This is a genomic window from Streptomyces sp. PA03-6a (assembly GCF_033792765.1).
In the GTDB taxonomy this organism is placed as follows: Bacteria; Actinomycetota; Actinomycetes; order Streptomycetales; family Streptomycetaceae; genus Actinacidiphila.
The window spans coordinates 1-10,743 of record NZ_JARAVK010000281.1 but is presented as its reverse complement, the minus strand read 5'-3'; the positions used below and the strand labels follow the sequence as shown (position 1 = coordinate 10,743).

At 72.9% G+C, this 10,743-nt stretch carries 10 protein-coding genes; 6 read left to right on the top strand and 4 right to left on the bottom strand.

Annotation, left to right across the window (positions count from 1 at the left end):
- The first annotated feature begins 560 nt into the window (after positions 1 to 560).
- The 3 genes from PV350_RS39565 (at position 561) to PV350_RS39555 (ending at position 1,430) form a co-directional block, all read left to right on the top strand.
- Complete coding sequence (locus PV350_RS39565) at positions 561 to 875, top strand: hypothetical protein (protein WP_500338276.1); 315 nt, start codon at positions 561 to 563, stop codon at positions 873 to 875.
- An 81-nt stretch (positions 876 to 956) separates the two neighbouring features.
- The gene (locus PV350_RS39560; RefSeq protein WP_499515428.1) at positions 957 to 1,127 is read left to right on the top strand and encodes a hypothetical protein; all 171 of its coding nucleotides are present in this window, start codon (positions 957 to 959) and stop codon (positions 1,125 to 1,127) included.
- A 120-nt stretch (positions 1,128 to 1,247) separates the two neighbouring features.
- Positions 1,248 to 1,430: a tail-anchor membrane protein gene (locus PV350_RS39555; RefSeq protein WP_500323219.1), complete on the top strand. Its 183-nt coding sequence runs from the start codon at positions 1,248 to 1,250 to the stop codon at positions 1,428 to 1,430.
- 24 nt (positions 1,431 to 1,454) lie between these two features.
- Here PV350_RS39555 and PV350_RS39550 read toward each other — a convergent pair whose 3' ends face one another.
- On the bottom strand, positions 1,455 to 1,955 hold the full coding sequence (locus PV350_RS39550) for a VOC family protein (protein WP_499515430.1): 501 nt from the start codon (positions 1,953 to 1,955) through the stop codon (positions 1,455 to 1,457).
- 92 nt (positions 1,956 to 2,047) lie between these two features.
- On the opposite strand from PV350_RS39550, the gene PV350_RS39545 reads away from it, so the two are divergent.
- Positions 2,048 to 2,590 (top strand): MOSC domain-containing protein, encoded by a 543-nt coding sequence (locus PV350_RS39545; RefSeq protein ID WP_500338274.1) that lies wholly within the window; start codon positions 2,048 to 2,050, stop codon positions 2,588 to 2,590.
- A 2-nt stretch (positions 2,591 to 2,592) separates the two neighbouring features.
- Here PV350_RS39545 and PV350_RS39540 read toward each other — a convergent pair whose 3' ends face one another.
- Positions 2,593 to 3,966: a tannase/feruloyl esterase family alpha/beta hydrolase gene (locus PV350_RS39540; RefSeq protein ID WP_500338273.1), complete on the bottom strand. Its 1,374-nt coding sequence runs from the start codon at positions 3,964 to 3,966 to the stop codon at positions 2,593 to 2,595.
- 348 nt (positions 3,967 to 4,314) lie between these two features.
- Here PV350_RS39540 and PV350_RS39535 point away from each other — a divergent pair, with 348 nt between their 5' ends.
- Together PV350_RS39535 and PV350_RS39530 are read left to right on the top strand one after the other, a co-directional pair.
- Positions 4,315 to 5,334 (top strand): isopenicillin N synthase family dioxygenase, encoded by a 1,020-nt coding sequence (locus PV350_RS39535; protein WP_499515433.1) that lies wholly within the window; start codon positions 4,315 to 4,317, stop codon positions 5,332 to 5,334.
- A gap of 38 nt (positions 5,335 to 5,372) precedes the next feature.
- The gene (locus tag PV350_RS39530) at positions 5,373 to 6,449 is read left to right on the top strand and encodes a PP2C family protein-serine/threonine phosphatase (protein ID WP_499515434.1); all 1,077 of its coding nucleotides are present in this window, start codon (positions 5,373 to 5,375) and stop codon (positions 6,447 to 6,449) included.
- A gap of 13 nt (positions 6,450 to 6,462) precedes the next feature.
- Here the strand turns inward: PV350_RS39530 and PV350_RS39525 are convergent, their stop codons facing one another.
- The gene (locus PV350_RS39525; RefSeq protein WP_500338270.1) at positions 6,463 to 7,347 is read right to left on the bottom strand and encodes a peptidoglycan recognition protein family protein; all 885 of its coding nucleotides are present in this window, start codon (positions 7,345 to 7,347) and stop codon (positions 6,463 to 6,465) included.
- A gap of 103 nt (positions 7,348 to 7,450) precedes the next feature.
- A complete protein-coding gene (locus PV350_RS39520; protein ID WP_500338268.1) occupies positions 7,451 to 10,720 on the bottom strand; it encodes a carbohydrate binding domain-containing protein in 3,270 nt (1,089 codons plus the stop codon).
- Between the last annotated feature and the right edge of the window lie 23 nt (positions 10,721 to 10,743).

Here is a 10,743-nt window from a genome sequence, read left to right as displayed (position 1 = left end):
AACGACCGGTGGGGGTGAGAAGGCGGTCCGGGGTTGCCCCGAGTGCCTTACTGAACCCCCACCGGCCGTTAGTTGCCCCGCACAACAGGAGGGGGTGTGGCGGGGTGCGCCCATGGGGGTCCCCCCGGCCGAAGGCTGGGGGAGACGAGCGGCGAACCCGGCGCCGGATGATGTCGGGGTAAACCGCGAGCGTTGAGGACGTGCGCCGGCGCGGCCCCGACCCCACACGTACACAGCGCAGGCCCGCACCAACCGCGCCGGGCAATCGGGAGGGCGGGCGGGGGAGAAACCGCAACCACAACCACAGCCGCGCCGCACACACCCACGCGGGGACGCGGATTGCGCCCCCCGGGTGAACGCGTGCGCCGATCAGCCCAGTGACCCACGGGGTTCCGGTGCCCGCCCGGTTAAGAGTGGGGGGTACGCATCCGGAGGAGCAACGCATGCCGCATGCCGCAGCGGGACCCCCCCGTCGGGCCCCCGCAGGGCCCGCAGCGGAATCCCCCCGTCGGGCCCCCGCAGGGCCCGCAGGGGCCGCGGTCGGGCTTTTCGCGGCACTGGTGTGCCTGCTCCACGCGTTGTGCGCGCCGGGAGCCGCGGCACTGCAGCCCCTGGAGCGGACGGCGGCCGTCGCCGTCGCCGCCGCCACGGACGAACCCGGCAAGCAGATGCACCACCCCCCGGCGAGCGTCGGGCGGCGCACCGTCCCGCAGGCGGGCCCCCAGCAGCGTGCCGGGACCGTCCAGGGGCACGCCGCCGACATCGTCCACGACACCTGCCCCCCGGATCCCGTGGGCTCCGCGCTCCGCGGTCCCGCCCGGCACGTCGCCCCCGCGGGCAGACCCGACCACCTGCACCTCGTCCTGCGCTGCTGACCGCGCCCGGCCGTCGCCGCCCGCGCGGCGGCCCGCAGCCATGCCCGTCAGCAGGACGACAACCGCAGGAGGAACCCCACCATGCCCGTGGACATCTACGCAGCCCTGGGCGCGATCGTGCGCGCCGAGGCGGTCCGCGACCGCGAGCGGCCGGTCGCCGCCGACCGGCCGGAGACCGCCCCCGAACGGACGACGGCGCCGGACGCGGCCCCGCAGGAACCGAGGGAACTGACCGAACGCCACCACGAGTGACGCCCCGGCGGTCGCGCCCTGCCCGGTGCCGGGCGGGGCGCGCCGTACGGGGGAACCGCGGCGCGTGATGCCGCGTTTACCCCAGTGAGTGCGGCACGTGCCGCAGACGGAGGCGGGAAGATGTCCAATCGCGCGAAGGTCGCCGTTGGCGGCGTGGCTGTCGGCCTGATCCTGCTGTGGGTCCTGCCGACGTGGCTGGCCCTGCTGGTCATCGTGGGCGTCCCCGTGGCCGCCTACCTCACCTTGGACCCCTCCCAGCGGCGCAGGCTGCGCCGGGGCGGCAGGCGCCAGATCGGCAGGTGACGGGGCGCGGGGCGCGGTCGGGGCTCAGGTGACGGAGCCCGCGGCGGCGCCCGTCCTGAGGTCGGGGCCCCAGCGGTCCAGCGCCGCCTGCAGGTCGAGCGGGCGCGGGCCGCTGAGTTCCTGCTGCGTGGGCCAGTCCTCGCGGGGGACGCGCCACATGACCTCGAACTCGTTCCCGTCGGGGTCCTTGGCGTACAGCGACTTCGACACGAGGTGGTCGCTGGAGCCGACCAGGGCGCCCCGTTCGGTGAGCAGCTGCGCGGTGTCGGCCAGTTCGCGGAGCGTGCCGACCTCCCAGGCCAGGTGGTACAGCCCGACGCGGCCCTGCTCGGGGCCGGGCGCGTCCGGGCCGATGGCGAACAGCCCGAGGTCGTGGTCGTTGAGCGTGTCCTCGGCGCTGAGGAAGGCGGCGCGGCCGGGGATCTCCACGTCGACCTCGAAGCCGAAGACGGCGGTGTAGAACTCGACGGACCGCGTGACGTCACGGATGTAGAGCACGGCGTGGTTCAGACGGCGAACAGGCATGGCTCCAGGTTACGCGGTCATCATTGAAAGTTCAATGAATATGCTCGTTAGAATGATCGCGCGATCGACCGACCGAGGGGAACAGGGTGAGCATGACCGCGACCGTCACCGCCGTCAGCCGCGACGAGGGACACCACTTCAGCAAGCCCACCCACGACAGGATCCGGCTGCTGACCGGGCTCGGCGTGGAGGGCGACGCCCACCTCGGGGTGACGGTGCAGCACCGGTCGCGGGTGGCCCAGGACCCGACGCAGCCCAATCTGCGCCAGGTCCACCTCATCCACGGCGAGCTCCACGACGAGCTGCTCACGGCCGGTTTCGAGGTCGCCCCGGGCGAGCTCGGCGAGAACGTCACCACGCGTGGCGTCGACCTGCTGGGCCTGCCCGTCGGGACGCGGCTGCGGCTCGGCGCGGAGGCCGTCGTCGAGGTGACCGGTCTGCGCAACCCCTGCCTGCAGATCGACGGCTTCCGGCAGGGCCTGCTCAAGCAGGTCGTCGGCCGGGACCAGCACGGCGCCGTTGTCCGCAAGGGCGGGATCATGGGCGTGGTGCTGCACGGCGGAGAGGTGCGGCCCGGCGACCCGATCGCCGTCGAGCTCCCCGAAGGGCCGCACCGTCCGCTCGAGCGGGTCTGACCTCAGGACAGCGCGCAGGAGTTGATCATGTCCCCGCTCGCCGGCCGGGGCACCGTGCGGTCCGCGGGCGGTGTCCGGCCCCGCTCCACCCATGAGGTCAGCGCGTCGAACGCGGCCCGGTAGCAGGGCAGGATCGGGCGCAGCCGGTCCGGATAGGTGTCGTACAGGCCGTCGACGTGGTTGCCGCCCTCGATCGTGTAGTACCGGTGCAGCGCGCCCCGGCCCGCGGAGTCGATCATGCGCGCGTAGACGTCCGAGTCGGTCGCGATCGGCAGCAGCGTGTCCAGGGTGCCGTGCAGGGTGATCATCGGCTTGCCGATGCGCCCGGTGAGCGACACCCGGCCGACCGCCCGGTGCACGGCGGCCGGGCGCGCCGCGTAGTCGTAGTCGGCGTCCGAGGCGCAGGGCGCCAGGATCTCCGGCACGGTCGCACCCGCGCTCGCGCCCGGGCAGGCGGGGTCGTAGGAGGGGTCGAACTCGGCGCGGTACACCTTCTGGGTCAGGCCCCAGTAAGCCTGCTGGTGGTAGGCCCACAGGAACTGCGAGCCGGGCGCGAACCCGGCCGCCAGCAGGTCGGCGTCGGTGGCCCGGCCCTGGGCGCGGGCCACCGTGACCGGCAGCGAGGTCAGCAGGTTGGGACCGTCCGCCGTCCAGAGCGTGCCCTCCCAGTCCACGCCGCCGTCGTAGAGCGCCGGGTGGTGCTCCAGCTGCCAGCGGGTGAGGTAGCCCCCGTTGGAGATGCCGGTCATGTACGTACGGTGCGGCGCGCGGCCGTAGCGGGAGGCCACCGCCGCCTTCGCGGCCACCGTGAGCTGGGTCGTGCGCCGGTTCCACTCGGCCATCGCGTCACCCGGGCGGCGGCCGTCGGTGTAGAAGTCCGGCCCGCTGTTGCCCTTGTCGGTGGAGGCGAAGGCGTAGCCCTGGGCGATCGCCCAGTCGGAGATCAGGACGTCGAGCGAGTACTGCTTGCGGGTGCCGGGCGCGCCGGTGACGATCAGTCCGCCGTTCCAGCGGTCCGGCAGCCGCAGCACGAACTGGGCGTCGTGCTGCCAGCCGTGCGTGGTGTTGAAGCCCGAGGTGTCGGGGAAGTAGCCGTCGACCTGTACGCCCGGCACGCCGGACGGGCGGGTGGTGCCGGCCGCCGCCAGGCCCGCCTGGTCGGCGGTGTCGGTGTACGTGGTGCCCGCCAGCGCGGTGGTCGTCATGTCGGGCAGGCAGGCCTTCTGCTGGTGCTCGGCGCCGGGCACGGTGACCCGGGCCAGCCGGGCGCAGTGCCCTGCCGTACCCGCGGCCGCCTCCGCACCGGCGGGGACCGCGGCGGCGCCGAGCGCGAGCACGGCGGCGGCGAGCAGGGGGACGCCTCTCCAGGGGCGCATGGGGAGCCTCCATTTGCACGTCGGGGATGGCTGCCGCCACATCGTGGCCGCCCGCACCCGGCGCGACCATGGCGTCGCCCCACGCCCGTACCGCCCGGCTCATGGGGCCGCGTGACATGCGTCACCGCCAGGGACGACGCTGCGCAGTACCCTTGGCCCATGCTCTTGCTCGTGCGCCGCCGTCATGTGGACTTCGTCCGCGTCACGAGCATGTCCTGTCGCCGCAGCGGCTGACCCCACCCCGCCCTTTCCTCCCACTCGGCCCCGCGACGCCGCCCCACCAGGGCGCGTCGCGCAGCGCCCGGTCATCGCCGGCGTGCCGGGTCCTCACCCTGCGGACACCACACCATGACGCTCCAGCTTCCCGTGATCGACCTCTCCGCCGCGGACCGCGGCCCCCAGGCACGCGCCCGGCTCCACCGCGAACTGCACTCCGCCGCCCACGAGGTCGGCTTCTTCCAGCTCACCGGCCACGGCGTGACCGCCGAGGAGACCGCCGCCCTGATGCGGGCGATCCGCGCGTTCTTCGCCCTGCCCGAGGCCGACCGGCTCGCCATCGGCAACCTGAACTCCCCGCACTTCCGCGGCTACACCCGCACCGGCGACGAGCGCACCGGCGGCAGCCAGGACTGGCGCGACCAGCTCGACATCGGCGCCGAGCGCCCGCAGCACGTCCCGGCCGCCGGCGAGCCCCCGTACTGGTGGCTGGAGGGCCCCAACCAGTGGCCCGCCGACCTGCCCGAGCTCCGCGAGCTCTCCCTGGCCTGGATCGACCGGCTCAGCCGTGTCGCCCACCGGCTGCTGCACGAACTGCTCGCCGCCATCGGCGCCCCCGAGGACTTCTACGACGAGGCCTTCGCCGACGTGCCGCACCTGCACCTGAAGCTCGTGCGCTACCCCGGCACCGCCCCCACCGGCGGCGACCAGGGCGTCGGCGCGCACAAGGACTACGGCTTCCTCACCCTGCTGCTCCAGGACGAGGTCGGCGGCCTGCAGGTGGAACGCTCCGACGGCCGCTTCCACGACGTGCCGCCGCTACCCGGCGCCTTCGTCGTCAACCTGGGCGAGCTGCTGGAGGTCGCCACCGACGGCTACCTCAAGGCCACCAACCACCGCGTGGTCAGCCCGGCCGGCGCCCGCGAGCGCTACTCCGTGCCCTTCTTCTACAACCCCCGCCTCGACGCTCGCGTGGCCCCGCTGCCGTTCGAGCACGTCCACCGCGCGCCCGGCGCCACCCGGGACCCGGCCAACCCGCTCTTCTCCGAGTACGGCCGCAACGAGCTCAAGGGCTGGCTCCGCGCCCACCCCGAGGTTGCCCGCAAGCACCATCCGGAGCTCGTCGCGGCGGCGGCCGTACCCACCGGCTGAGACGCGCGGCCCGCGCCGCCCGCGGTTACCGTGCCTGCATGGGCACGGCTCCGACCGAGGACGGCACACTGCGGATCGGCGCACCGCCACGCTGGCTGCGCGTGCTCCCGGTCGCCCTGCTCGGCGTGCTGATCCTGGCCCAGGGCGTCACCCCCGGCGACGTCGAGCTCGGCGCCTACTACGCGGCGGTGGCCCCGCTCGCCGCGCTCACCTACGGCGTGCCGGGCACCGCGGTCCTGGCCGCGGCCGTCGTGGTCGTCATGGAGCTCCCCGTGGTGGGCTCGGGGACGTTCGTCGGCGCCGAACTGGGCGCCGTCGTCCTCATCGGCGCCCTCAGCGTGGTCATCTCCGCGGTGCAGCAGCGGTTCCGGGGCCGCCTGGTGCTGGCCCGGTCGGTGGCCGAGGCGGCGCAGCTCGCCGTCCTTGCCCCGGTGCCCGGCACCGTGGGGGAGGTGCGCTGCGCCGCCCTGTACCGGGCCGCGCAGCGCGGCACCCTGGTGGGCGGCGACCTGTACGACGTGCGGACCGGGCCCTACGGCGTACGGGCGCTGGTCGCCGACGTCCAAGGGCACGGCCTCGCCGCGGTCGGCACGGTCGCGGGGCTGCTCGGCGCCTTCCGCGAGGCCGTGCTCGACCAGCGGGAGCTGCGCGGTGTGGCGGGGCGCCTGGAACGGCGGCTCTGTCTGGACGCCGCCGGGAACAGCGAGTTGTTCGCCACCGCCCTGCTGCTGGAGTTCCCCGCCGACGGGTCATGGGTACGGCTGGTCTGCCAGGGGCATCCGCCCGCGCTGCTGCTGCGCGGCCGCGAGGTGCGGGAGCTGGAGTGCGATCCCGGTCCCCCGCTCGGGGCCGGGCCGCCGGGACAGGCACCGGCCCCGCTGTCGGTGGTGTCCTTGCTGCCGGGGGACGTGATCCTCGCGTACACCGACGGCGTCACCGAGGCGCGCGACGCCTCGGGCACCTTCTACCCGCTCGCCGAACGTCTCGCCGCCCGGCTGGCGGAGGGCGCCGGCCTCTCCCCGGAGGCGGTCGTCGACGCGGTCTGGGAGGACCTGCACCGGTACGCGGGCGCGGTGGGCGACGACGTCGCCCTGCTGGCGCTGGCGCCCCGCTGACGCGGGCAGGCCGTCAGCCCTTGCTCTTCGCGGCGCGCAGCGGGGGGCGGCCCTGCAGCCGGGCGGCCTCGGTGCGGATCTCCGGGAGCTTGGCGTACAGCTCCTTGCCGGGACAGTCGGTCATGTAGGCGTCGCGGTGGCCCGCGATGACGTGGAAGACCGCCTGCTTGCCCTTTTTGAAGCGGCTCTTGCTGCTGCTTGACACCAGGGCGACCTCGCCCCGGGGATCGATGTCGGACAGCCCGAGCTTCCAGGCGGCGATCCGGGCGATCGACTCGGTCATCGCCTGCGGCACGCTGCCCTTGGCGTCGTAGGTGCCGATCGCGGCGATGCCCATGGTGTCCTTGTTGAAGCCGATCGAGTGGGCCCCGGTGACGGGGCGGTCGGAGCCGCCGGCGCGCCCCTCGTAGATCGTGCCGCACTTGTCCACGAAGAAGTTGTAGGCGACGTCGTCCCAGTGGCGGCTCTGGATGTGGCCGGAGTAGATGTCGCGGATGATCCGGGGTACGTCCGCGCACTTGTAGTCGTTGCCGCTGTCGGTGTGGTGCAGGAACACCGCCTTGACCGTGGTGCTGTAGTGCGGGGGCTCGGTGCGCAGCGACTCGTCGGCCCCCCAGCTCTTGCGCGGGACGATGGCGGGCTCGTGGGCCGGGTAGAGCGGGACGCGTTGCAGCCTGGCCCGGGCGGCCAGGTCGGGGAAGGGCATGAGCTGCGGGCTCGGTGCGGGGCGGGCGTGCACCGAGGGCGGGTCGGTGTGGATGATCGCGGTGTGCACCCCGAGGGCGGCCACGGCGACGACTCCGGCCGTCCCCGCGGCGGTCGCCCAGACACGTGCGGCACGCCGCGGACGTCCGGCCGCGCGGCGGCGCGCGTGCTTGGCCGCACGGTGTGAACCCATGAAATGAACATCAGCTCATATGACCGGATCGCGTGGGGAGGACACGCCGGGCGGCCCGGAGACCTCACCCGGATGCCCTCCCCACCCCTTCGGGTACGGTGCGCTACCTCAGGTACGGCCCGTCCGAGCCGACCTTGCCCGGTGCGGCGTTGGCCCCGCCCAGGTCGAGGACGTACACGCGCAGGTTGCCCTTGCCGGGCGCGTCGACCGACAGGCTCCCGCCGCTCACGGTCCTCACCACGCCGGTCACCGCGTCCTTGTACGTGCCGTTGGGGATCCCGGTGAACGTGGCGCCGCCGCTCACGGTGACCAGGGCGAAGCTGTCCACCCCGCCGGCGGCGTCGGTGTAGCGGCGCTTGAAGGCCATCTCGCCGCTGACCCCGGCGGTGGAGTACTGGCCCGTCTGCAGTGCCGGGACCGCCCGCCGGATCTGGTTCAGCCGCTGCACGTGCTTGACCAGCGGCTGCGAGAGCGTGGTGGCCACCTGCCCGGACGCGGAGCTCACCGTGCCGAAGCCGGAGGCGGTGACGTCGCCCTCCAGGTGCGCCCCGTAGTAGGCGCGGCCCGTGGACACCAGGGGGCAGGTGGGGCCGCAGTCGATCTGCTTGCCCTTCTGGAACTCGATCTCCGATCCGTAGTAGAGCGTCGGGATGCCGCGGAAGGTCCACATCAGCGACATGTTCTCGGCCCACGCGTCGGTGCCCTCGGCGTAGCGGAAGGACGACTTGTTGGGGCCGTAGTCGTGGCTGTCGACGTAGACGACGTTGTAGGTCGCGTCATTGGTGCTGTCGTCGGAGTCCTTGCCGTTGTTGAAGGCGTTCGACGCGGAGCCGAAGTTCATGTGCATCCGCATGTCGATGACGTTCATCCCGGAGAACCGGCTGTGGTCCGGGGTGTGGTACCCGTTGCCGTCCAGGAAGGCGTTCGTGGACGTCGGCTGGTCGCCCGTGCCCAGTTGCTCCTCGTAGGTGTACTGCTCCAGTGCGGCGGTGGTGTCGTCGTCGCTGTAGGTCCTGCGCTCCTTCCACGTGTAGAACTGCGCGGAGTGGTTGACCGAGCCGCGGTTCCACTTGTCGTTGACGAAGGCGGCGACTTCGCCGAAGACGAAGAAGTCCTTCGCCTTGTCCGCGCCGAACTTCGCCGTCACCTCGTCGTATATGGCGGGCAGGAATCGGCGGTTCCAGGTGACGCGGGGGATGTGCACGGCGGTGTCGATGCGGAAGCCGTCCACGCCCATGTCGATGTACTTGTCGTAGGCGCCGATCAGGTAGTTCTGCACCTGCGCGTTCTCGGTGTTGAAGTCCGCCAGGTCCTCGTGGAGCCAGCAGGAGCGGGAGTCCTCGCCCTCCCAGTTGCCGATCCAGCACTGGTGGTAGTACCTGGAGGGGAACATGCCGGAGGTCGGGCTCGGCCACTGGCAGTTGTAGAGGGTGTAGCCCTCGGCGCTCCTCCCGCCCGTGGGGACGCCCCAGTTGACGCAGGTGTTGCCGGTGGGCTCGGCGGTCGACCACAGGTCGCCGTTGTAGTACGACTTGCCGGAGACCGGCTCGACGGTGAGGCCGTCGTAGGCGAAGCCGTCCTGCTTCTGGTCGTAGTACCAGCTCCACTGGGCGTCGCGCACGCCGTAGACGGTGGGCGTGAACAGCCCCTTGGCGCCCCAGCGGGAACTGTGGTTGTAGACGACGTCCTGGTAGACCTTGATGCCCTTGGCGTGGGCGGCGTTGATCAGGTCCTGGTAGGAGGCGCCGGCCGACTCCAGGCGGGGGTCGACCCGGTAGAAGTCCCAGCCGTGGTAGCCGTGGTAGTCGTAGTCCGAGCGGTTGAGGACGACGGGCGTGATCCAGATCGCGGAGAAGCCGAGGCCCTTGACGTAGTCGAGCTTGTCGACCAGCCCCTTGAGGTCGCCGCGGAACATGGGGTCGCCGCCCGCGGCGTTGCCCGACTTCACGTGCTGGCTGCCACCGCGGTCGTTGGAGGTGTCGCCGTCGTAGAAGCGGGCGGTGAGGACGAAGTAGATCGGGTCCTTGCGCGGGTCGCCGCCCAGCGGCTCGCCCGGGGTGGTCCGCGGGGCCTCACCGGTGGTGACGGTGGCGGGGGAGGAGGCGGGCGACATGTTGCCGGCCGCGTCGAGGGCCTTGACGGTGTAGCGGTAGGCGGTGCGTTCCTCCAGGCCGGTCTGGGTCGTCACGGTCGAGGTGACGTGGGCGATCGACGTGCCCTTGGTGCCGCCGGTGCGGGTGACCTCGTAGCCGGTGACGGCGGTGTGGTCGGTGGCGGCGGTCCAGCTCACCACGACCGACGTGCCGGTCGCCTGCGCGGTCACCCCGGTGGGGGCGGTGGGCGCCGTCGTGTCCGGCTCGGATGCGGCGCACGGGTCGCCGGCGTCCCGCGTCACGACCCTGTTCCGGACGGTGCTGACGCCCTCGGTGAGCTGGTAGTTGGCGCCGTTGTTGTTGTCCCAGGTGCCGTTGCCGTTGTTGAACGCGGCCTGCCAGGCGGTGGCGGTGCCGAGGTCGACGGTCCTCTTCACCCAGCCGGTGCAGGCGGCCTCCATGGCGACGCCGGGCACGGCCGTCCAGGCGCCCCCGGCCGGCGCCCAGTGCAGGTTGTACGCCGCCCAGCCGACGGTGTCCGTGGCGTAGTAGACGGTGGCGCCGTGACCTGCAGGTTCCCCGGTGCCGCTGCACGGGTCGCTGTGGGCGACGGCGCCGTCCTTCACCGTGATCGTGCCGGTGCCCAGCTGGTAGTTGCCGCCGCCGTTGTTGTCCCAGGTGCCGCTGCCGTTGGTGAAGGTGGCCTGCCAGGTGGTCGCGGTGCCCAGGTCCACGGTCAGCTTGACCCAGCCGGTGCATCCCGCGGCCATCCGCGTACCGGGCGGGGTGGTCCAGGAGCCGGCCGAGGGGGCCCAGTGGAGGTAGTACGAGGGCCAGTCGCGGCCCGCGGTCGCGTAGTACACGGTGGCACTGGTCGCGGTGGCGCCGGCGCACGGGTCGGCCGTGGTCACCGTTCCGGAGGAGACGGCGCTGGTGCCGGTGCCGAGCCGGTAGTTGCCGCCGCCCTTGTTGTCCCAGGTGCCGCTGCCGTTGGTGAAGGTGGCGGAGAGGCCGGTGGCGCCGCCCAGGTCGACGGTCCTGGAGTACCAGCCGGTGCAGGCCGGTTGCATGGCGACGCCCGGCACGGTGGTCCAGGCGCCGCCGGTGGGCGCGTAGTGCAGGTTGACGGTGGTCCACGCGGAGGCGGGACGGTAGTAGACCGTCGCCGAGGTGGCGGCGAAGGACAGGCCCGTCGGCAGCAGGCCGAGCAGCAGGCCGCCGACGAGCAACAGCACGGTGTGCAGCGCGCGATGGCGTCCAGGGCGCGCGGGTCGGGTCATACGGGGGCTCCTCGGGCGGGGGC

Coding starts and splice junctions, on each gene's coding strand:
- PV350_RS39560 (WP_499515428.1), top strand. CDS start 957: ATGCCCGTGGACATCTACGCAGCCCTGGGCGCGATCGTGCGCGCCGAG.
- PV350_RS39555 (WP_500323219.1), top strand. CDS start 1,248: ATGTCCAATCGCGCGAAGGTCGCCGTTGGCGGCGTGGCTGTCGGCCTG.
- PV350_RS39550 (WP_499515430.1), bottom strand. CDS start 1,955: ATGCCTGTTCGCCGTCTGAACCACGCCGTGCTCTACATCCGTGACGTC.
- PV350_RS39545 (WP_500338274.1), top strand. CDS start 2,048: ATGACCGCGACCGTCACCGCCGTCAGCCGCGACGAGGGACACCACTTC.
- PV350_RS39540 (WP_500338273.1), bottom strand. CDS start 3,966: ATGCGCCCCTGGAGAGGCGTCCCCCTGCTCGCCGCCGCCGTGCTCGCG.
- PV350_RS39535 (WP_499515433.1), top strand. CDS start 4,315: ATGACGCTCCAGCTTCCCGTGATCGACCTCTCCGCCGCGGACCGCGGC.
- PV350_RS39530 (WP_499515434.1), top strand. CDS start 5,373: ATGGGCACGGCTCCGACCGAGGACGGCACACTGCGGATCGGCGCACCG.
- PV350_RS39525 (WP_500338270.1), bottom strand. CDS start 7,347: ATGGGTTCACACCGTGCGGCCAAGCACGCGCGCCGCCGCGCGGCCGGA.
- PV350_RS39520 (WP_500338268.1), bottom strand. CDS start 10,720: ATGACCCGACCCGCGCGCCCTGGACGCCATCGCGCGCTGCACACCGTG.